The sequence below is a fragment of the Actinoplanes sp. NPDC051346 genome (assembly GCF_040682215.1).
In the GTDB taxonomy this organism is placed as follows: domain Bacteria; phylum Actinomycetota; class Actinomycetes; order Mycobacteriales; family Micromonosporaceae; genus Actinoplanes.
Map to the genome: position 1 here is coordinate 376,492 of NZ_JBFBAJ010000003.1, position 21,487 is coordinate 397,978.

At 70.8% G+C, this 21,487-nt stretch carries 18 protein-coding genes; 8 read left to right on the forward strand and 10 right to left on the reverse strand.

The window, feature by feature from the left end:
• Positions 1 to 7 precede the first annotated feature (7 nt).
• From AB0M36_RS09990 to AB0M36_RS10000, 3 genes are all read right to left on the reverse strand, one after another.
• Positions 8 to 4,129: a HEAT repeat domain-containing protein gene (locus AB0M36_RS09990; protein ID WP_364154991.1), complete on the reverse strand. Its 4,122-nt coding sequence runs from the start codon at positions 4,127 to 4,129 to the stop codon at positions 8 to 10.
• A gap of 98 nt (positions 4,130 to 4,227) precedes the next feature.
• Positions 4,228 to 4,431, reverse strand: coding sequence for a hypothetical protein (locus AB0M36_RS09995; RefSeq protein WP_364154992.1), 204 nt, complete (start codon positions 4,429 to 4,431; stop codon positions 4,228 to 4,230).
• Between the two features lie 164 nt (positions 4,432 to 4,595).
• A complete protein-coding gene (locus AB0M36_RS10000; protein ID WP_364154994.1) occupies positions 4,596 to 5,162 on the reverse strand; it encodes an isochorismatase family protein in 567 nt (188 codons plus the stop codon).
• A 153-nt stretch (positions 5,163 to 5,315) separates the two neighbouring features.
• Between AB0M36_RS10000 and AB0M36_RS10005 the strand changes: the two genes are divergently transcribed.
• Positions 5,316 to 6,056: a methyltransferase domain-containing protein gene (locus tag AB0M36_RS10005; RefSeq protein WP_364154996.1), complete on the forward strand. Its 741-nt coding sequence runs from the start codon at positions 5,316 to 5,318 to the stop codon at positions 6,054 to 6,056.
• Here the strand turns inward: AB0M36_RS10005 and AB0M36_RS10010 are convergent.
• Positions 6,053 to 6,193 (reverse strand): hypothetical protein, encoded by a 141-nt coding sequence (locus AB0M36_RS10010; protein ID WP_364154998.1) that lies wholly within the window; start codon positions 6,191 to 6,193, stop codon positions 6,053 to 6,055. The genes AB0M36_RS10005 and AB0M36_RS10010 overlap by 4 nt on opposite strands.
• Before the next feature lie 35 nt (positions 6,194 to 6,228).
• Positions 6,229 to 6,663 (reverse strand): glycosyltransferase, encoded by a 435-nt coding sequence (locus tag AB0M36_RS10015; RefSeq protein ID WP_364155000.1) that lies wholly within the window; start codon positions 6,661 to 6,663, stop codon positions 6,229 to 6,231.
• A gap of 185 nt (positions 6,664 to 6,848) precedes the next feature.
• On the opposite strand from AB0M36_RS10015, the gene AB0M36_RS10020 reads away from it, so the two are divergent.
• From AB0M36_RS10020 to AB0M36_RS10035, 4 genes are all read left to right on the forward strand, one after another.
• On the forward strand, positions 6,849 to 7,574 hold the full coding sequence (locus tag AB0M36_RS10020) for a G5 domain-containing protein (RefSeq protein ID WP_364155001.1): 726 nt from the start codon (positions 6,849 to 6,851) through the stop codon (positions 7,572 to 7,574).
• Between the two features lie 116 nt (positions 7,575 to 7,690).
• Complete coding sequence (locus AB0M36_RS10025) at positions 7,691 to 9,334, forward strand: DUF6345 domain-containing protein (protein ID WP_364155003.1); 1,644 nt, start codon at positions 7,691 to 7,693, stop codon at positions 9,332 to 9,334.
• A gap of 108 nt (positions 9,335 to 9,442) precedes the next feature.
• A complete protein-coding gene (locus AB0M36_RS10030) occupies positions 9,443 to 10,732 on the forward strand; it encodes an HDOD domain-containing protein (protein ID WP_364155004.1) in 1,290 nt (429 codons plus the stop codon).
• A gap of 64 nt (positions 10,733 to 10,796) precedes the next feature.
• Positions 10,797 to 11,540 carry an EAL domain-containing protein gene (locus AB0M36_RS10035; protein ID WP_364155005.1) on the forward strand — a complete coding sequence of 248 codons (744 nt, stop codon included), beginning with the start codon at positions 10,797 to 10,799 and terminating at the stop codon, positions 11,538 to 11,540.
• A gap of 13 nt (positions 11,541 to 11,553) precedes the next feature.
• On the opposite strand, the gene AB0M36_RS10040 is transcribed toward AB0M36_RS10035, so the two are convergent.
• A complete protein-coding gene (locus AB0M36_RS10040; protein ID WP_364155006.1) occupies positions 11,554 to 13,980 on the reverse strand; it encodes an ATP-binding protein in 2,427 nt (808 codons plus the stop codon).
• 172 nt (positions 13,981 to 14,152) lie between these two features.
• Complete coding sequence (locus AB0M36_RS10045; protein ID WP_364155416.1) at positions 14,153 to 14,575, reverse strand: response regulator; 423 nt, start codon at positions 14,573 to 14,575, stop codon at positions 14,153 to 14,155.
• Positions 14,576 to 14,831: 256 nt separating this feature from the next.
• On the opposite strand from AB0M36_RS10045, the gene AB0M36_RS10050 reads away from it, so the two are divergent.
• The 3 genes from AB0M36_RS10050 to AB0M36_RS10060 all read left to right on the forward strand — a co-directional run bounded on the left by AB0M36_RS10050 (position 14,832) and on the right by AB0M36_RS10060 (position 17,322).
• Entirely contained in the window at positions 14,832 to 15,656 is an 825-nt protein-coding gene (locus AB0M36_RS10050) for an ATP-binding protein (protein WP_364155008.1), read from the forward strand.
• Entirely contained in the window at positions 15,649 to 16,011 is a 363-nt protein-coding gene (locus AB0M36_RS10055) for an STAS domain-containing protein (protein ID WP_364155009.1), read from the forward strand. Before AB0M36_RS10050 ends, AB0M36_RS10055 begins: the two co-directional genes overlap by 8 nt.
• A 156-nt stretch (positions 16,012 to 16,167) precedes the next feature.
• Entirely contained in the window at positions 16,168 to 17,322 is a 1,155-nt protein-coding gene (locus tag AB0M36_RS10060) for a hypothetical protein (RefSeq protein ID WP_364155011.1), read from the forward strand.
• On the opposite strand, the gene AB0M36_RS10065 is transcribed toward AB0M36_RS10060, so the two are convergent.
• The 3 genes from AB0M36_RS10065 to AB0M36_RS10075 are packed head-to-tail and all read right to left on the reverse strand — an operon-like array spanning position 17,298 to position 21,480.
• Positions 17,298 to 18,434, reverse strand: coding sequence for a glycosyltransferase family 1 protein (locus AB0M36_RS10065; protein ID WP_364155013.1), 1,137 nt, complete (start codon positions 18,432 to 18,434; stop codon positions 17,298 to 17,300). The genes AB0M36_RS10060 and AB0M36_RS10065 overlap by 25 nt on opposite strands.
• The gene (locus AB0M36_RS10070) at positions 18,431 to 19,816 is read right to left on the reverse strand and encodes an oligosaccharide flippase family protein (RefSeq protein ID WP_364155015.1); all 1,386 of its coding nucleotides are present in this window, start codon (positions 19,814 to 19,816) and stop codon (positions 18,431 to 18,433) included. The genes AB0M36_RS10065 and AB0M36_RS10070 overlap by 4 nt, the downstream gene beginning before the upstream one ends.
• Positions 19,813 to 21,480 (reverse strand): glycosyltransferase family 39 protein, encoded by a 1,668-nt coding sequence (locus AB0M36_RS10075; protein ID WP_364155016.1) that lies wholly within the window; start codon positions 21,478 to 21,480, stop codon positions 19,813 to 19,815. Before AB0M36_RS10075 ends, AB0M36_RS10070 begins: the two co-directional genes overlap by 4 nt.
• Positions 21,481 to 21,487 lie beyond the last annotated feature (7 nt).

Here is a 21,487-nt window from a genome sequence, read left to right on the forward strand (position 1 = left end):
GGAACCGCTAGGAGAAGCCGCCCTGGCGGAGTACAGCGCACAACGCCTCCGCCGAGCGGGCGGCGGCGACGGCCTGCCGCCGGGCCTTGTCCTCGGCCTTGTTCTCGGCGAAGTCACAGACCCCCTTGACCACGATCCAGTCCACCCCCTCGCGGCCGCAGACGGACTGGATGCCGACACCCTCCATCTCACCGCCGACCGCGTCCGGGAACAGGTCGATCAGCTGGCGCTTGAAGGTCGGGTCGTCGACGAGCTTCTCGCCGGAGAGCAGGGGGCCCTCCACGATGGTCACGCCCGTCCCGTCGTAGTCGGTGACGAGGAAGCGGTTCATCAGGCGCGGGCTCGCCTCCGACTTCGCGCCCCGGGAGATGACCACGCGCTCGGCGCCGTCGCCTTGCCGTTCGACGCCGATCCGCTGCCGTTCGAAGTCGATGATCTGGGTGCTGAGCAGCACCGTGCCCAGCGGCGTCGCCGTCGGATCCGCGCCCCAGGCGACGCCGACCGCCACGACCGACGCCGGCCGGAGATCGCGCACCGCGTCGCCGACCTGGACGTAGGAGCCGCGGACGCCGCTTCCGCCCATGCCGCACCGAAGGTGGGCGACACCCAGGTTCTCGGCGTCGTACCGCCAATAGCTGTTGATCTTCGCGTGGTGGAGCGCCGGCGGCCCGCAGATCGCGCTCAGCGCCTTCTTCACGGCCTCGGTCTCGGTGGTGTTCACCGTGATGACGAGCAGGTCGCACCGTCGGTCGTTCACCCGCTCGCCGTCGTGCCGGGACCTCTCGGTGCTCGCCTGGAACTTCGCCGTGAGGAGCCCGGCGTCGGCGCGCAGGCCGGCCAGGGTGTCCGCGAACTCGATCTGCCGGCGGTGGAACTCGATGGCGCTCGCGACGGTCGCCCGGCTCAGGTCGTCCCGGGACGCCGCCGCGAGCCGCTCGCTGATGTACTCGAGCACCCGCAGCATGGCCCGCGAGTCGGAACCCCGGTTGCTCTTGACGGCACCGGAGATGATCTCCTCCGATTCCTTGCCGTTGGCCAGCACGATGTCGAGCAGGCGGGTCAGCATCGCCGGGTCCCGCGTTCGCGACTCCGCGGAGGACCGCAGGATCTCGGTGGCGGCGATCCGGAGAATCGCCACGCCCGGCTTCCGGCCCGCCGCCACGGCTTGCTCGGCGTCGGTCAGCAACGCGCCGAGGAAGCGCTCCGACGCCTGTCCGTTGCGGACCAGCGCCGAGGTCGCGGAGGTCCGGTTCATGAACTCCGGATCGGATCGCGCCACCGACTCAAGCCAGCTGATCAGCTCGAAATTGGCGTGCCGGCCGACGCAGTAGACGATCGCGCCGCGAAGTTTCCGGGCCTCCGCGTCTCCATCGGCGATGGCCGGGTTCAGGTCGTCGGCAGTCGCCGCGAACCAGCTCGGCGTCTCCGACGTCAGCGCGCCGTACGCCATGACGGCGACCGCCCGCGCCCACGCGAACTCTCCCGGGTCGCGGATGACCCGCTCGAGCAGGGGCAGGTCGCGGGGACCCCCGACCCGGCCCAGCGAACTGATCGCCGAGGAGCGCACCGCGGAGTCCGGATCGTTCCTCGCGACCTCGCCCAGCCGGGCGGCGATCCGCCGATCCGGAAACCGCCCCAGCGCGGCGGCCGCGGCACCGCGGACGAAGGGATTCTCGTCGTCCAGGGCCCTCATCAGCGGATCCACGCCCCGGGGATCACCGATTCTTCCGATGGCGGTCGACGCCACGGCCCGGGTCTGCGCCTCCTCGTGGGAGAGAGCCTCGATCAGATGCGGCATGCCGCTGGGGTCGCCGATCTCGCCGAGTGCCTTCAGCGCCTCGCCCCGGATGGCACCGGAGTGGTCCCGCAGCCGGCGCGCCAGGCCCGGGACGGCGGCCGGATCCCGGATCTCGCCGAGTGCGCGGCACGCCTCCATCCGTACGGTCTGGGACGTCTCCGTCAGCGCCATGATCAGGCCCGGCACCGCGTCGGCGTTCCTGAGCCGACCCAACGCCCAGGCGATGGCGGCCAGCGCCTGATAGTCGTGCTCTGCCTCCAGCGCCCGGATCAACGGCGCCACCGTCCGGGTGTCGGCCAGCGCACCGAGGGCGCGCGCCGCGCCGACCCGGACCGGGCCCGCGGGATCGGACAGGGCCCCGGCGAGCACACCGACCGCCTGCCGGGCGCGCAGCCGGCCCAGCGTGCTGGCACACGCGAGCCGTACGACCGCGGAATCGTCCTTGACCAGGGCGTCCATGAGCTGCTCGATGGCGTCGCGGTGCCCGACGGAGGCGAGCGCGGCGGCCGCGGCGGCACGTGTGTGCTCCGAGGTGTTCGACGTGAGCGTCGCCACCAGGACGGGCAGCTCGTCCAGCCCGCCCAGGCGCATGATGCCCCGCACGATCCTCGCCGCGAGTTCGCCGTCCGCCGTGGGCAGCCGCGCCTTGAGGACCCCGACCGGGGTGGCACGGTCCGTGCCGGTCGCGCCGAGCTCCTGGGCGAGGGCCAGCGCCTCCCGGCGCTCGAGGTCGTTGCTCTCGAACCGCTCGTCGCGCGTGCGCCGCTGGGCCTGGCGGAGCTTGCGGACGTCGAGCGTACGACGCGCCAGTTGCTCCACGATCTCGGTGTGCAGGGGGCCGGAGAACTTGTCGAGCACGCCGAGCCGGATTCCCTCGGCGATGGTCCACTCGGGCAGCTGGTTGAGCGCCTGGATCAGCGACTGCTGCTGCCAGCGCCGGCCCCGCAGCGCGGATCCCAGGGCACTGCCGATCGAGCGCCACAGCAGGACCAGCGTCTCGGTCGTCAGCACTCCCCGATTGGCGAACACCACGTCGACGAGGCAGGAGCGGTCGTACTCGTACTCGTCCTCCGCGATCCGCTGCAACACCTGGCGCGCGCTCTCGTCCGGGTCAGCAGTCAGGCCCACCCAGTCGCCGAGGCAGTGCACCAGCTCCTCGGAGGCCACGAGCGCGGACGGCAGCTCCCCGTCCCGGTAGGCCAGCGCTATACCGAAGTCGACGAAGGAGGGATGGGCGAAGCGAAACCGGTCGATGGATCCGGAATCCTCGACCCGGATCACCATCTGCGTGTCCAGGAAGGCGTCGACGATGGCGGTCAGCCTCTCGTCGGGCCGGCTCTGTGCCAGCAGCCGCTCCACGTCACCCCGGGAGAAATCCTGGTGTCGGCCGGATTTGCCCAGGGCGCAGGACGCCGCGGCGACCATGACCGCTTCGAGTCGCAGGCCGTCGCGCTCGATCTCGACCTCGTCGGCCGTGAGACGCCGGTGCCGCCGTGCCCGCTGGACGGTCTGCAGCAGCAGCCTGCCGCGGGACGGCGGCGTTCCCGTCGCCGAGCTGTCGGTCGACTGCGGACCGAGGAGACCGGCCAGCAGGGAGAGCAGCAGCGGATTGGAGTACAGGTCCTCGAAGTCGTCCTGGTCGCGCAGCCGCAACACGTCGTCGGCGTCCAGCCCCACGGCGGCGAGATAGCGGGTGACCTCCGCGTCGGTGAGCGGGGCCAGGTCCAGGACGTTCATCGGCCGGCTCAACGATTCCCGCGGCTCGTCCGTGAAGCGCCGCATCGTGGCGAGGACCGGGAAGCGATGACCACCCTCGACCGTGGACTTCACGAAGCGCCACACCGGCGTGCCGCCGAACTGCCGGGCGATCTCGTTGAGGCCGTCGATGATGACGACACACCGCCTGTGCTTGATCCGCGACTTCCACAACGGCGCCGCGATCTCGTCCGGACGCAGCGCCAGCAGCACGTCCTTCAGCTCGCAACCCTCGTCCACGGTGGGCCATACGCGCTCGTCGAGGACGATCGGCACGGTGTCGCGATCGAGCAGGTCCGCCGCCACCGCCGCGGCGGCAGACGTCTTCCCGCTGCCCGGGCCGCCGGTGATGACCCAGGTCCGGGGTCGGTGTCGTGCGAGCTCGTCGACCAGGACGTCGAGGTCGGCGGGAAGGGTGCTGGACCCTTCGTCGTCGCCGCTGTGCAGGAAATGCGGCCGGCAATAGTTGCGGGGCACGGCCTTGAGAAGTTGGCGGCGGAACTCGGTGTCCACCCACAGGTCAGCCGCCGCGCCCTGCCCGTTGTCATCCGGGGTGTTTTCGGCGAGGCCGGGCATCCCGCCATGGTATCCGCCACCCGCCCACCGGCCCGGCGCGGCGAATCTCGCCCAGGACAGGCCCCAGCGGGTTCTCGCCCAGGACAGGCCCCGGCGGGTTAGAGAAGGGCAGCGGCGGCGAGGACGACTGTCGAGACGCCGGCGGCGAGCCAGCCGATCCGGAGGACCGCCGGATCGGTCAGGATGGCCACCACCTGACCGGTTCCGGCGGAGGTTGCCCGCGCGGGCGCGGCCCGGCCGGCGAGCAGGGCCGCACCGGTGAAGCCGTCGGTGGTGTCCAGGACACCCACGTTGTTCCTCATCGACTCTCTCCTCGTCTCGGCGGCGACCGCTCCCCGCGATAAGACGACTATCCCGTCCGGTCGGGCCGGGCCGCATCGCCAGCGAGCGGGGTTTGCCAGGCCCCCTCGATCGGACGAAAGTCGTAGTGCCGGGCCGGCCCACCCGCCCGAAGAGATAGAGGCGGTCAGGCCGGGGTCTTCGCGGTGAAGTCCACCTCCGCGGTGTCGACCGTGCCCGCCGTCCGGCCGGGGGCCGTGTGGTACTTCCAGTAGAGGTTGGTGTGGGCGATGACCTTGTCGGGCGTGGGGGCGCCGTATTCGGACATGTCCTCGGTCGTGTGGGCGTCGCCGACCAGCGTCACGTCGTAACCGCGGGTGAACGCGCCGTGCAGCGTCGATCGGATGCACTCGTCGGTCTGTGCGCCCGCCACGATCAGCCGGCCGATGCCGCGCTCGGCGAGCACCGACTCCAGGTCGGTGGCCTCGAACGAGTCGGCGTAGGTCTTGTGCACCAGCGGCTCGGGGTCTTGGCGCACCAGCTCCGGCACCCACTGCCAGTTGTCGCTCTCTCGGGGGAGCTGTTCGCTGCTGTGCTGGACCCAGACGACCTCGGTGCCGGCGGCGCGGGCCTTTTCCACGAGGTCGGCGATGTTGGCGACGACCTTGTCGCGGTCATGGGCCTGCCCGACGACACCCCTCTGCACGTCGATGACGACGAGGGCGCTGTGCGGACGGTCGGAGAGCGTGGTCATGGGGCCTCCCTGCGCGGGTCGATCGCTGACCCCGCGAGACTATGCCCCGGGTACGACAACTTCGGCGCGGTCGGCGTGATCCTGCTGACAGCGTCACGCGGTAGGCGGTGAACGCGAATCGCGTCGGAGGAGAACCGTGGTTACGGTGCCGGCATGCGTTCCGGACGGCTCTATGACCAGCTCGTGGACGAGGCCGCCAGCGTGAGCGGCACCGGCTGGGAGTTCGCCTGGCTCGACGGCCGCGCGGTCGGCTCCGACCCGTCCTGGTCGTTCCCCACGCTGGCGCGGACGTCGCTGCGTGACGCCGGCAGCGTGCTGGACCTCGACACCGGCGGCGGGGAGTTGCTCGCGGAGCTCGCGCCGCTGCCGGCGCACACCGTCGCGGTGGAGGGCTGGGCGCCGAACGTCCCGGTGGCCCGCGATCGGCTCGCGCCGTTCGGCGTGTCGGTGGTCACCGAACTGCCGGGCGGCGAGGAGGAGTTCGACGTCGTGCTGAGCCGGCACGGGCGGCTGCCGGCCGAGGACATCGCCCGGCTGCTGAAACCGGGTGGAACGGTGCTGACGCAGCAGGTGGGCAGCGATGACCTGGCCGACCTGAACGCCGAGCTCGGCGCGGCCCCGCCGTACCTGCAGACCTGGACGGCGGCGACGGCGGTCGCGGCCCTCGAGGCGGCGAGGCTGGTGGTGACCGACGTCCACGAGGAGCGTCCGCCGCTGACCTTCCACGACGTCGGCGCGGTCGTCTGGCATCTGCGCTCGGTGCCGTGGCAGGTCCGGGACTTCACCCCGGAGCGGTACGACCGAGCGCTGCGTCGGATCGACGCGCGGATCCGTACGGACGGGCACTTCACGGTGACCGCCCACCGCTTCTTCGTCCAGGCCTCGCGTCTCTAGACGTTTCGCCCGTCGGTCCGCCTCCGCCGAGGGCCGTCGGCGACGTTGTCGCTGTCGCGCCGCAGGCTGGCGTTCAGATAGAGGAACGCCGCCAGGAACGCGAGCGGGAGGCTGACTACGTCATATCCTGCCGGCACGGGGCTCAGCCTTTCGTGAACGGTGGTACGCCGGCTCAGAGGTTCTTCTCACGGGACCGGTGGTACTGCTCGATCAGCTCGTACGCGTCGATCTCGGCGTCCTCGTCGATGTCGACGAAGCAGATCCAGGCACCGCGGGCCATGGCGAAGCCGAGGTGCAGGGCGGCGCCCTTGTCCTGGATCCCGGCCGACGTGACGACGCGGGTGTGCGGCAGGCTGTCCAGCTCGGCCGACGATCCGGCACCGGTGCGGGCGGACAGCGCGATCACCTCGAAGGAGATTCCCTGGGAGACGAGGGCGTCGCTGATCTGCTGCAGAGCGACCTGGAGGCGGATGTTCGCGTTGTGGAAGGGGACGACGACGCTGAGCTCGACGGCGGCCACGCGGTAGGGCCACGGCATCGGGGAGAGGTCACGGGCGGGTCCGGCGACGACGACGGGCGGGAGGGCGAGGAGGTTCGAGTAGCTCATGCCCCGATAGTTCGGCCGGCAACCTCAATGCAACCTCAGGCGTTGCTCAGCACCCGCGCAAACCCAAAAAGTTTGCGGTCATGGACAACGAGCCAACGGGCCAGGACGTCGTCCGGAAAGAGGCTAAATCTTTTTGCTTCTTTCCCCGATCACGCCGGGCCAGGTCGGGGGCGAAGACTTACGCCGTGCCCGACAACGAACCCCGGTGGTACGACGAGATCCCGTCCCGCGGCCTGTGGCGCGTCCGCCGACGGGACAGGCTCGAGTTTGCCATCGCCGCCGTACTCCTGACCGGACTGCTGGGTCTGCTCATCTTCGGCGTGTCGCGCGAGGCCCACGAACGATCCAGACCGGCACCCGCCTCGTCCTCCGACATAGCGGTGCCGGTAGATTCTCCGCGCAACTTGAGGATCACCCGAACGGAGGATCTGGTGCCGGAAGAGGACGTCCAGACTGTGCGGGTGATGAACCCGACGAGCGCCTGGTCGCGTTTGAGGCCCCTGCAGAAAGGCGGCCTGATCGTGGCCGCGCTGGCCCTGCCGATCGGCGGCGCCTTCGCGATCGTCAGCGCGTTCTCCGACGACGACGCGAATCCCGCCTGGCGCAACGCCGATCAGGTGGCCGCCTCAGCGGCCCCGAGCACCCCGCCGCCGCTGTCGTCCGGGACGGACAAGCGCACGGTCACCGAGACCGAGCCGATCAAGTTCAAGACCCGCACGGTCAAGGACAACTGGCTGGCCAAGGGCGAGAAGGAACTGCGCACCGAGGGCATCGACGGCGTCCGCACCAAGACGTACGAGGTCACGTACGTGGACGGGAAAGAGAAGTCCCGCAAGGAGCTCAAGTCCGAGGTGACCCGCAAGCCCGTCGACCAGGTGACCGCGGTCGGAGCGGGACAGACCGAGCAGTGAGCGGCGCGCCTGTCGCCTATCCGTCTCCGCCTCGATAACCACATTTCTCCAGATTTCTCGCTCCCATACTGGGCGCGGCACCGACCGGTGCCGGAGCACGGACACGGGGGTCAGTGATGTGGTGCGAGACGGAAACACCGAGACGACGGCGCCGGACGACGGCCGCCCTGCTCACCGTGGCGGCGGTCGCCGCGCCGCTGGGCGTGAACGCGATCGCCGCCCCGGCGCGGGCGGCCGTGGCCCCGGCGACCTTGCCGGTCTTCGCCGTCCGGTCGAACGGCCTGACGGCCGCGCAGGCCAACGGCCTGGCCAGGGCACTGGGCATCAAGCGGCTCGCGCGCGGCGAGGACGGTAGCGTCCGGTACGCCGCCGAGCAGTCGTTCCTGGCTGTGCCGACGAAGGCGTCGGGCCGGCCGGGCAAGGACGAGGACGGGCAACCGACCACCACCACCGTGCTGGACATGGCCGCGCTCAAGCGCCTGCGCGCGATCCCCTCGACCGACGCGCTGCGGCGGGCGGCACGGGCCCTGGCGACGGCGAAGCTCACACCGCGGGGCGCGAAGGCGAGTGCGCGGTTCACCACGATCACGGCGGTCGACCGCGAGGGACAGACGACCGCGTCGGCCGCGCTGGACACCAGCGTCTCCTACTCCTTCACGCTCGCCGGGCTGCCGTACGAAGGTCCCGGAGCCAAGATCCGGATCGCGTACGACGGCAAGGGCACGGCCACGGGCCTGTCCTACAGCACCCGCACGCTGGCGCAGTCGGGCTCTGTCGCGGTCGTCGACGCCGCCGGGGCCCTCTCCCGCTGCACCGAGGCGATGGCCGGCCGGGTCCGCGTGGCCGCCGCCACCCCGGTCTACTGGGCGCCGGCGCTGTCCGCGGCGACGAAGACCATCGAGCCCAGCCTGCGCTGCTCCGGCGTCAACCCCGACGGCAGCCGGGCGCAGATCGTGATCGTGCCGGCCGCGGTGGACGCGAAGCTTCCGGAGATGCCGCCGCCGCCCGCACCGCGCCCCGGTCCCGACCAGGCGACCGCGCGCGCGTTCGGCCGGGCCGACGTCGGCAGCGAGGGCACCGGGCCCTGCTCCGGGCTGCCGCACACCGGCGCCAACCTCGCCTCGTTCAACGGCCAGTTCTCCTCCCGCGGCATCCCGGTCGAGTTCAGCTGGAACGACCAGAACGCCTGGGAGCAGGACTTCAAGGACCCGGCGTTCGGCGGTGACGACAGCGACTGGACCGACCACGTCGACATGACCTACTGGCAGGGCCACGGGTCGCCCACGGGCTTCAGCTTCTCCGGGTGCAGCAGCAACGACGACACGTTCCTGGCGAACACCGACGCGCGCTGGGGCAACGGCGACGTGGAGTGGATGAGCCTGTTCACCTGCCTGGTCCTCGCCAGTGACTCGGGCGGCCAGCGGTGGTGGCAGCGTTGGGGCCCCGCGTTCGCGGGCCTGCACCAGCTCAACAGCTTCCACACGGTGTCGTACCACAGCGCCTCGCACGGCGGCACGTACGCGAACTACCTGCTGCGAACACCGTTCCTGTGGTGGAACAAGCCGATGCCGGTGCGCAGCGCGTGGGCGCAGGCGTCGATCGACGACCAGCCGGCCTCGGTGATCTGGGCCAGCATGGGCCCGATCGGGCCCGGCGGCGCGGTCAGCATGAACGACTACTTCTGGGGCAAGGGCACGGTCAGCGCGGACGTGCCCGCCGCGTCGGTGACCGGCTACTGGTACATCTCCGGCGCCTCCTGAGCCGCGGGACACGCCCTCGGGGCCGGGCCGATCGGTCCGGCCCCGAGGCGGGTCAAGTTTCCCGCAGAGAAGGCTCAAGAGAATGTCAAGGCGGCCGATCGTCACGCCATGGACAAGCGGCAGCAGTTCACTCAGCCGGGTACCCGCCAGGTGCACATCGGGCGGCAGCCGATCTTCGATACGCACGGCGACATCGCCGGCTACGAGCTGCTGTTCCGGGGCAACACCAGCGCCGTCGAGGCCGACCGCCGGGACGCGTACGCGACGAGCCAGGTCCTCGTCAACGCGTTCACCGAGTTCGGGCTCGACGAGATCGTCGGCGACCGCATGTGCTTCATCAACATGACGCGCGAGTTCCTCACCGGCGAGCTCATCCTCCCGTTCGGCCCCGAAAGCGTCGTCCTCGAGGTGCTCGAGACGATCGAGGTCGACGACGCCGTCGTGGCGGGGGTGTCGAACCTCGTCGCCGCCGGTTACCCCATCGCGCTGGACGACTTCGTCTGGGGATCGGGGCACGAGCGGCTGCTGCCACTGGCCTCGTACGTGAAGCTGGACCTGCCGAGCTGCGACCCGGAGCGCCTGGACGAGCAGTTGGCGTTCTTCCGCAGCTTCCCGGGCATCGAGATCGTCGCCGAGGGCCTGGAGACGCTCGAACACCTGGCCCTGTGCGACCGGTACGGCATCGAGCTGCGCCAGGGATACGTGCTCAGCCGCCCCCAGGTGATGACCGCCGCCTGCATCCCCCCGTTCAAGTCGCACCGGCTGGAACTGCTCGCGGCGTTGGACGCGGCACACGTCGACATCGACCGGATCGTGGAGATCATCTCCAGCGACCCGGCGCTGACCATGCGGGTGCTGCGGGCCAGCAACAGCGCCGCGGTGGGCTCGATCCGCCGGGTGTCGTCGATCCGGCAGGCGGTGATGCTGCTGGGGCTGGGTCACATCCGGCGTTGGACGATGCTCATGAACGTCGACGACGTGGCCGAGGCGACCGAGGTGCAGCTGACCAACGCCCTGACCCGGGCGCGGCTGTGTCACAACCTGGCGCCGAGGTTCGATTCCGACCCGGACGCGGCGTTCGTCGCCGGGCTCATCACCGCGGTCGCCCAACTGCTCGGCATCAGCCCCTCATCGCTGGTGGGCCACCTGCCGCTGACCGCGGACATCGGCGCGGCGCTGACCCGGGGCACCGGCCCGCTCGGCCGGATGCTGCGCGTGGTCGACGCGTACGAGCGCGGCGACATGGCCATGATGGGCTTCAACCGCGGCGGCGACGACCTCACCGGCGCCGTCATGGACGCGATGCGCTGGTCGGCTCAGACCGTGGCGGCCACGCACGCCCCCGCCGGTCACGAAGAAGTCTCCTGGTCCCGCGAAAAGGCCCTCGTCGCCTGGTGAAGGTTTGCCCTCGCGCTGACGCGGGCTGGAGGTCGCCTTGAGGTTCGCGGCCGACTGAGGTGACATGACCGTCGCGCAGCTCCCCTCGCCCGCCACCCGGGCCGTTCGCGAAGTGCTCTACCGCAGCGCGGTGGAAACCGCGTTCCAGCCGATCGTGCAGCTCGAGGACGGCGTGGTGAACGGTTACGAGGCGCTGGCGCGGTTCGACCGCCGGCACTTCGCGAACCCGGCGGAGGCTTTCGCCGCCGCGGACGCGGCCGGCCTCGGGGTGGAGCTGGAGATTCTGGCGATCGAGCGGGCTTTGCTGCGGCTCGGCGACCTGCCCGACGGGGTGTGGCTGAGCCTCAACGCCTCGGTCGAGGCGCTGCTGACGCCGCGCACCATCACGGTGCTGCTGGCGCACGCCCACCACAACCTCGCGGTGGAGCTGACCGAGCACACCCAGGTCACCGACTACACCGCGCTGCGCGAGGTCATGGACCTGCTCCGCGCCGCCGGAATCCAGATCGCGGTCGACGACGCCGGCGCCGGCTTCGCCAACCTCAGCCAGATCCTGCAGATCCAGCCGGACATCATCAAGCTCGACATCTCGCTGACCCGCGGCATCGACCAGGACCCGGTCCGGATCGCGCTGGCCCGTGCGCTGTTCACGTTCTCCGAGAGCATCGGCGCCGTGCTGGTCGCCGAGGGCATCGAGACCTACGCGGAGCACGCCCAGCTGCTGGACCTGGGCGTACGCCACGGCCAGGGCTACTACATCGCCAAGCCGGGCCCGCTGCCGAGCCGCCACATCGAGCCCCTGCTGTAGGCGACTCCCCTCCTCAGAGGCTGCGTACGGTGCGAGCCGCGTCGTTCTCGAGCGGCAGCCGAACACACACGGTGGTGCCGGTGGGCTCGTTGTCGAGCAGCGCGATGGTGCCGCCGTGCAGGTTGATGATCGTGCGGGCGCGGCTCAACCCGAGCCCGCTGCCGGTCGTCCCGTGGTGGCGGACGTTGCTGCCGCGGTAGAAGCGGTCGAAGACGCGCTCGCGTTCCTCGCTCGGGGTGCCGATCCCCTCGTCACTGACGCACAGTTCCACCATCGGGCCGTCGGTCTTGAGGCTGATGTGCACGTCGCTGCCGGCAGGGCTGTATTTCACGGCGTTGTCCAGGAGGTCCTGGATCACCTGCCGCAGGCGTACGGCGTCGCCGTCGATGCGGACGGGAAGCGGCATGTCGGTGAGGAACCGCACGTCGTGGTGGTGGGAGGCGGCCTCTACCTCGTCGACGATCTCGGCAAGGTCGATGGCCTGGATGTCCAGGGGCAGATGCCCGGAGTCCAGGCCGGCCAGGTCGAGCAGGGTGGCGACGATCGCCTGCAACTCGGCGGCGTTGCGCTCGATGCTCTGCACCATCGCACGGCCGTCGTCTTCCTCGGCGATGTCGTCGGCGAGCATGCCGGCGTACGCGGTGATCGCGGTCAACGGCGTCCGCAGCTCGTGGCCCACCAGCGAGATGAAGTCGTCCTGGACCCGGCCCAGCTGCCGGCTCAGCTCCTCGGCGCGCCGGAGCGCGACGAAGGTGCCGATCTGCGCGGCGACGCCGTCGAGCAGCACGGTCAGCATGTCCTCGTGGTGTTCGGCCGCGCCGGCGTAGCAGGTCAGCACGCCCAGCAGGGAGCGACCGTCGCTGACGGGGACGGCGAGGACGGTGTGGATGCCGTGCCGCAGGCAGATCTCCACGCGTTCCCGCTCGAACGGCGAGCGCAGCATGGTGGCCTCGCCGATGTCCCGGATCCAGAACGGCTGCCCGGTCCGCCACACCCGGCCGGTCGCACCCGCGCCCTTGACCGGGGTGTGGCCGAAGAAGTTCGCGGTGTCCATCCCCGGGACGTTCCAGTGCCCGACCGCGTGAAGCTGGCGGGTGGTCTCGTCGACGAGGTAGAGCTCCGCCGCCGACCAGCCCAGGGTGCTCACCACCGCCTGCAGAACCGTCGGAGTGGCCTCGGCCACCGACGCGGCCGACTTGAGCGCTTGCTCGACCAGGTGGTGACACTCCCGGAAGACTTCGACCTTGCGCACGGCGGTGACCTCGTGAGCCACCGCGACGGCACCCGTACGCCGGCCGTCGGGCGCGACGATCGGCTGGGCGGTGACGGCGAACGTCCGGGTCCGGTGGCCGGGCACGGCGATGATCACGTCGGTGTCCCGCACGTACTCGCCGGCGTAGGCGCGCATCAGCGGGGCGCGCTCCCACGGCAGCGGCTGGTGATCGCTGTCGTAGAGGACGCTGCCGACCGCGGTCGCGTAGTCGGGTGGCAGGTCGCTGGTGGCCGGCAGACCGTAGACCTCCCGCAGCGCGCGGTTCATCACCACGAGTTGGCCGGAGGCGTCACAGGCGATCACCCCGACCGAGAGACTTTCCAGCAACGTGGCGAGGAAGCTGGCGTTGTGGTCGGCGCGCTCCGCGGCGGCCTTGTGACCGGTCAGGTCGGTGATGAGGACGCAAGCCAGCGCGCCGGTGGCGCCGCGCACCACGGTGAGCGCGACCTCGGTGAGTAGGTAATGCCCGTCGCGGTGCCGCAGGCCGACCTGCCGGCGCACCGGACGCGTGGGGGCGGCGGCGAACAACCGGTCCAGCGCGGCACCGATCGGCTGGTGGTCGTAGTCGGGCCGCAGGCATTCGTCGAGCGAACGGCCGTGGACCTCGGCCGAGGTGTAACCCAGCAGGTCCTCCGCGGCGCGGTTGAATCCGACGATGGTTCCTCGCACGTCGACGGCCAGCAGGGCCTGGGGAACGCTGTCGAGCAGGGCCGCGCTGTCCAGGCCCGCGACCGCTTCCGGCGGTGGCGCCGAGTCGACCGGCGGGCGCAGCAGGTTTTCGATCTCCAGCAACGCGGCGCTGTGCTCGTCGGTCCACTCGCGCACCTCGGTGTCGAGCACCGTCAGCGAGCCCAGCGGCCGATCCTCCGCGTCACGCACCGGCACGCTGAGGAAGGCCCGTACGCCGTACTCGGTGGTCAGCAGGTGTTCGCACAGCTCGGGATCTTCGGTGGCGAGCATGTCCTCGACGCCGATCAGATGGTCGGCGGAGACGACGTACTTGCACAGCGAATACTCCAGCGGCAGACGTTTGCCCTGGCCGCCCAGCTTCTCGGGCAGGGCGAAGGTGCCCGCGAAGAACTCCTCGTCGCTGCCGACGAGGGTCACGACGGCCATCTGTGCCCCGGTCAGGCGGGCCGCCAGCCGGGCGATCTCGTTCACCGGCATTGGCAACACCGGCAACATCCGTTTTGACAACTCGACTGCCTTCAGCCGGGCGGGGTCCGCTAGTACCGCCCGATCAACGCTCACCATGGCAGTGCCCTTCACGCGGTCACCGACCGATCCAGAAAGCGAAAATAATCGGACCGATGACGACGGCGCGGGTTCGCTTTCATTGTCAAAGACTCGTCGTTGCGTGGCTGAGGCATCCCGCGGAAGAGAACGTGTGGCCGTGCGGCCCGTTTTCCACGAGTTGCCGGACGGTGGCGCGGAGTTCGTCGTTCGGGCACGGCTTCAACAGCAGGCAGCAGGCCCCGGATTCCGACACCCGGGCGTCGCCGGGCTGGAGCTGGCCGGTCAGGATGGCGACCGGGGTGTCGCGCAGGTCGCTGTGGTTACGGACGGCCTTGAGCAGGTCCCAGCCGTCCATGCGCGGCATGCCGAGGTCGGTGAGAATGACGTCCGGACGGTGCTCGACGGCAAGGTCAAACGCCTCCGCCCCGTCCGCACCATGCAGTACCGTCATTCCGTCGCGCCGGAACAAACGGACGAGAATCATCGCGATGTCATCGACATCTTCGGCGATGAGCAACACGCTCATATGGGCTCCGGCGTATGGAAGAAGGTGAGAACCGCCGGACGTCATTATTGCCCCGGGACAAAGAATCAGGGACGTTCGCCGTGTTTCGCTCCCGTAAATCGTCCGGTCGGGTGATGTGACGACGGAAAAGTCATGCGTTTTTCCGGCCGTCGGGGCCCGCCTTCCGTCCCACAACATGGCGGGGTGTGGTGCTTTACATAGATCTAGGCCATTATGGGGAGAGTGACTAGACCGGCACGGAACGTGAGGCCCTGCGATGGAACATGACGAGCTTCCCTTCCTGCTAGGCCAGCCCGCCCCACCCGGCAAAGAAGCGGTGGCCGCGCTCGCCGACCTGGACTCCTCGATCACCGAAATGACCGTGCGAGGCCGCTGGGACTGCGACCTGCATCTGGCGGTCGCGACGGCGCTACGCAAGACCCTGGCCGAGCAACCCAGTGGCTTGATCGTCGATCTGCACGACGTGGGCGACCCGACCGGCGCGAGCGCCCAGCTGTGGCCGACCGCCGGCCGATGGGGTGCGGCGATGCAACCGCCGGTGCCGGTGGTGGTGTGCCTGCCGACCCAGGCGCCGCTGGCCGCGATCCTGCGTCGCCGCGGTGCGAGATTCTCCCAGCCGATGTACGCCTCGCTCCCGGAGGCGCGGGCGGCGCTGCTCAGCCGCCGACCGCTGACCGACCGAATCAAGGTCCGCCTGAGGCCCGACCTGGCGTCGGCGGCGACGGCACGAGAGCTGGTCACCGATGCGTGCACGGCCTGGAAGCTGACCGACGGCGTCCTGCACGCCGCCCGGCAGGTGGTCACCGAGCTCGTGGTCAACGCGGTGCGGCACGCCGGCACCGACCTCGATGTCGCCGTCACCCGGCAACGCAACGGCGTGCACCTGACCGTCGGCGACGGCGATCCGCGCCTACCGCGGATCCGCCGGCGGGACAACGAGACCCACCTCGAGGATCCCGGCCTCGGTCTGGAGATCGTGCACGCCGTCGCCACCGCCTGGGGAGCGCTGCCGACCCGCACGGGGAAGATCGTCTGGGCGACGGTCAGATCACGCGGGTGCCGGTGGCTGGCCGATGCATGACACCGCCGACAGGTCTGACTACTGCGACGGGAATCTGCCGCGAGGCACCACCCTCGCGTGGAGCCGCAACGGCGGGCTGCTCACCGTCTTCCTGTCGGGCGACCTCGACGCACGGGCTGCGACGGCACTACACGCCTGCCTCTACGAGTTGCTGACCGTCGACACTGTCGACCAGGTCGTTCTCGACCTCACCGGCGTTCCCTTCTGCGACGCCTCCGGCGCCCGGGTGCTGACCGCCGCGCACCACCTCGCCACCACCCGGGGCGCCGAGTGCCGGGCCCGCCGGGCGCAGCCGGCGGTCGCCTGGCTGCTGCGCCTGACCCATGCCGCCAACCTGCTGGGCCTCGACGACTGATCCCTTTCGCACCGCGGGGGTTCGACCGGGTGCCCGCCGGGGTGCGTTCTGGTTGCCGCACCCGCGCACCGCCCGCCGAATTGCAGCTCGGGTGCCACGTCGGAGCGCTCGGTTGCGAGTCCAGCGGTCACCGTCGGCCGGGCCGACTTGCACGACGTGAAGCTCAACTCGACTAAAATCGCCGCTGCGGCCGCTGCCGCCATTGCCCTGTTCACCCTGACCCCCGCCGAGGCCCAGGCCAGTGCAGCCCGCACCGCGAATGTCGTGACCACCGCCGCCGCACCGGTGCTCGGCATCATCGGCAACTACTCCGACGCCGACATGACCAGCCTCTACAACACCGGTGGGGCGACCGACGTCCTCGTCGAGATGTCGTGGGCACAGGCCGAGCCGACCAAGGGCGTCTACAACGAGCAGTACCTGACCGGCGTCGCCAAGCGCATCTCCACGCTGAAGGCCCTCGGTTACACCATCTCGTTCAACGCCGGCGTCCACGAGGCCCCGGCCTGGATGCTCAACCTCCCGGGCGGCCGATTCGTCGACCAGAACGGCGCCACCTACACCGACTCGCCCGAGCCCAACCTCATCTTCGGCACCCGGAACCGCTACCTGGCCGAGCGCTACCTCACGAAGGTGTTCACCCGCCTCGGCGGCAACTTCTCGATCGTGCGCGTCGGCGGCGGACACTGGGGCGAGCTCACCTACCCGTCCAAGGTCAACCCGACCACGGGCAAGCTCCGCAACCTCTACTACGCGTTCGACGCCAACGCCCAGAGGCTGAACCCCGTGCCGACCTGGAAGCCGGGCCAGCCGAGCACCACCGGCCAGGCCGGCAAGTTCCTGCGGTGGTACCTCAACTCCCTCGCGGAGTACCAGAACTGGCAGATCGTCGCGCTGCGCAAGGCCGGATACCAGGGCAACGCCGCCGTGCTCTACCCGTCGTACGGCATGCGGGCCGGCGACTACGAGAAGGCCGTGGCCACCAACCTCGCCGGCACGTCGAGCCCGGAGATCAACGGCGAGGTGCAGCGCGGCTACGACGCGACCCGCCAGGTCGCGGCGCTCACGGACCGGAAGGTGGTCGTCTACGGCACCTGGGCCGAGAACTTCAACACGGTGAACTACCTGGCCGGACTGGCCAGGGCGAAGGGCCTGCCCGCCATGGCGGAGACCAGCCACGTCATGACCGCCACCCAGATGCCGCTCGTGATGGCGCAGGCCCAGCAGGCCGGCCTCTCCGCCCTCTACATCGTCCGGCAGAAGCCGACCGACATCGTCAGCGCGACCTACCTGGCGGCTTCGGCCAGGTAGGTTCCCGCCAGGGAGTGACACGCTGAGACCAGCCGCGCGGCAGCGGCACCCCACGTGAAGTGCGAGGCGTGGGCGGCACCGGCGGCCACCAGGCCGTCGCGCAGATCATCGTCGGCGAGCAGCCGGGTGATCGCGGCCGCCCACGCCCGCGCGCATCTCGGCGCGACGTACAGCGCCGCCGAGCCGCCGACCTCGCGCAGCACCGGCACGTCGCTCGCGATCACCGGAGTGCGGCTCACCATGGCCTCCAGCACGGGCAACCCGAAACCCTCGACCAGCGACGGGTACGCGAGCAGCGCCGCCCGCGCGTACAGCGTCCCGAGCAGCTCCTCCGGCACGAACGGCAGCCGGGTGACGCGGTCGGCGACCCCGTACCGTTCGATCGCCGGAGCGACCTCGTCGGGGAAGCGCTCGTCGGCGGATCCGACCAGCACGAGCCGCGCGTCCGGGACCTCGGCGATCGCCTCGACGAGCACCGCGACGTTCTTGTGCGGCCGCTGGGCACCGACGTGCAGCACATAGCCGGGCTCCAGGCCGTATTCGCTCTCCAGGCGCCGGGCCGCGGCCGGGTCGTCGCGCAGGCGGTCGACGCCGTTGCCGATGACGTGATCGGGGTGGACCCGGCGGCCGTAGAACCGCTCCACCTCGCGCGCCGAGGCACGGCTGACCGTCGCGATCGTCGCGGTGCGGGCGACGAGCGCGGTCATGATCCGGTAGGCGAACCCGACTTGCGGCGAGGGCGCGAACCTCGGGTCGGTCTCGAGAATGCAGTCGTGCACCAGCGCGACCGCCGGCCGGCCCAGCAGCGGCGCGGCACCCAGGTGGTAGGGGAAGACCATCACGTCGACCATCGCGCCGCGCAGCAGCGGGCGCCAACGCCACAGCTGCCGCACGTCCACCGCGTTCAGCGCGACGGGCACGACCTCGACGCCCGGCAGCATCGCCATCAGGTTCAGGTCGAACCGCCGGGAGGCGCTCTGCTCGCCGGTGAAGACGACCAGCTCCACGCCGGGCGTCCCCGCCATCGCCCGGACCAGCTCGTGGGTGACCCGTCCGATCCCGTGATAGCGGTCGGTGAGCACCCGTCCGTCGATGCCGATGCGTACCGTCATGTGCGCCTCCGGGGCATGAGCTCGGGGAAACTGGCCGCCAGCACGAACAATCCGGCCACGGCGGCGATCGCCATCCACAGCAGCGGGTTGCCCGCGACGGCGAGCGCGCCGAAGACCACGACGACGCCGGCGAGGTCGTGCACACTGCGACGCGACCAGAGGGCCTTCCACCCCGGCCGTACGGGAGCAAGCAGCGCGAGCGCCGCCACGGCGAGCACCCCCGCGACCGCCGCCCCGATGGCCAGACCCGCCACGCCGAAGCCGAACCCGGCGACCGCGACCAGCGCGAGGTAGCCGCCGGTGACCAGGGTGAGGTGGGCTCCGGTGCCCCGCGCGTGGTCGGCCTGAAGGAACGTGACGCTCAGGTTGACCGCCCCGATCGCGAGGCCCAGCGTCGCCGCGTACGGAAGCCATTGCCCGATGGTCGCGAACTCCTCGGGGAACAGCGCCGAGCGGATCTCGTCGGGCAGGGTGACCAGCACCGCGGTCATGAGCAGCGCGACCAACAGGTACGAGCGCAGCGCCCCGGCCTTGCGCTCGGCCGAGGAGTCCCTGCTGAGCTGCGGAAACACGGCCGTGGAGACGGCGTTCGAGGCGAAGAGCGGCACCCGGCCCAGCGCGGACGCCGCCTGGTAGGGCCCGCCACCGGCGCCGCCCAGCCCCAGCGCGGCGACCAGCACGGTGTCCCCGGCGGCGGCGACCGCGACGTTGGCCTGCATGCGCGTCTGCCGGATGGCGGCACGCAGCAGCGCGGACTCGCCCGCACGCCACACCGGCGGGCCGAGCAGGCGCCGGAACCTCGGCAGCGGCACCAGCAGGACCAGGCTGCCCGCGACGAACCCGGCCAGCGCGCCGGTGGAGCCGAGGTCGGTCCAGAAGACCAGCCCGATGCCGACGCCGGCCTTCACCACGACCTCGGTGGTGAACAGCACCGCGATCGCGTCCATCCGGCCGACGCCCTGCAGGTATCCCATGCCGGTGGAGCCGACGGACATGCACAGCGACGCGCAGGCGACCACGGCGGCGTCCCGCACGCTGCCGAAGAGCAGCACGCCGCCGGCCACGACCACGGTGAGGGCGAGGCCGATGGCGAGGTTCGTCCAGAAGGCGAAGGTGGTGACGACCGCGTGCCGCCGCGGGTCGTCGGGGGCCTTGCCGATCTCGCGGGCGAGGATCCAGGGGATGCCGGCCGCGGAGATCGCCGCGCGGACCATGAGCAGCGCCTGGGCGGCGGCGAAGGCGGCGTATTCGGCCGGCGTGAGGCCATGGGTGAGCACGAGCGCGTACCCGTAGTTGATGACGCCCGCGGAGGTGGTCGCGATCATCAGCCAGCCCGCGCTGGCGCTGTGCCGCGCCGCGGGCTTCTCCAGCATGGCGGTCATCGCTTCGCCCACTCTCTGGCCCACTCGCGGCGGCGGGCGACGGCGTGCCATCCGTACGCGATCATGCCGATCCCCACCGCCGCCGCGGCGAGCAGGAGCAGGAAGCGCACAGCCGACGCATTCCCGGCGACCGGCGGGCGGGCGTTGCCGCATTCCCGGCCGGCGAGTTGCGCGCCGGGCACCGACCACAGCTCGATCCGCTCGTAACGGCGGCTCGGGTACTGCCGCACGAGCGTCCCGTACGACCGCACGAAGGTGTCCAGCTCCGGAGAGCTGTTGCCGTATCGCATCCGGCTGTCCTTGGGTGAGAGCAGGAAGAGACGCACGCCGGCATCCACCGCCTTGCCTCCGTCGCGGAAGGACTCGACGTGGTTGCGCGACAGAACCGGCGCCCAGCGCAGCGCGTTGCCGGTCACGTTGACCGGCGCGCAGGCGTAGTTGGCGGTGAGGTAGTCCCCCATCCGCGTGGTCGCGTCGTCGCGGGTCACCGCCACGTTCATCGCCCAGGCGGCCGCGCCGACCAGCGCGACCGCCGCCACGGCCGCGACGATCACCTTCGGCAACCGGTCGCCCCAGGCGAGGACGCTCAGGAGCACCGCGGGTACGGCCGAGTACGCCGTCAGCTGTTCGTTGGCCTGTCCGAGAAGCACGCAGTACGCCAGGAACCCGTAGCTGAGCACCCCGAACGCGACCAGGCTCGCGGCGCGGACCCGCAGCCGCCGCCGGTGGAACAACCCTCCCCGGTACGCGAGCACGCACAGCCCGACGGCACCGAGCCCGAAGGTCAGATAGCCGCTCACGTAGGTGGTGAAGGTGTCGCCGAACACGCCGGTCGACGAGACCCCGGGCCGGTTGAGCCCGCTGACCTGGAGCAGGCCGCTGATCCGCTGCAGGCTGGTGTCGTGCTCCGACCACCACCACGCCCCGGCGCCCTGGAGGACGGCCCACAGTGGAAAGGTGCCCCAGACGGCCATCGCCACGAGCACCGCCGTCGCCGTACGCCGCAGGTATGCCCCGTCCCGCTCCAGCGCGGCGGCGAGCACCGGCACCAGAACCGTGAAGATCAGCGGTTCCTTGATCAGTAATGCCAGTCCCGACACCAGCCCGACGACGCCGACATAGACGGGGGCGGGCGCGCGTCGCAGCCGCAGCGCGAGCAGGACCACGCTCAGCCCGGCCAGGATCGCCGTCGGCTCGATCAGCGCCGTACGCCCGAAGCGCACCAGAAACCCGTTGCCGACGGCCAGGAGCATCGCCGCGACGACCAGCCAGCCGTTGCGCGTGTAGCGGCGGGCGAGCAGCCCCACGAGGGCGACGACGAGAACGCTGCACAGCGCGCCCAGATAGCGGGCGCTGAACAGCGCGTCCACGACGCTGCCGTGCGCGGTGCCGGTGATCAGCGTCCAGGCGCCGACCAGCAGGAAGTGCACCGGTGGGTGGACGCTCGTCGGCCGCTCGCCCCAGGAGACCGAGTCGGCGGCGGCCACGTTCTGCCCGGCGATCGTGTACATGACCTCGTCGAGGTCGAAGTCGAGCGCACCGCGCAGGTTGACCAGGTACGCGGCGGCGGCCACCGCCAGCACACCGGCGAAGAGCCACCACGGGGCTGGCCGTGGCCGCCGCCCTTTCCGTGGCGACACTTCCAGTTCCAGTACGGCGCTCACTTCTCTT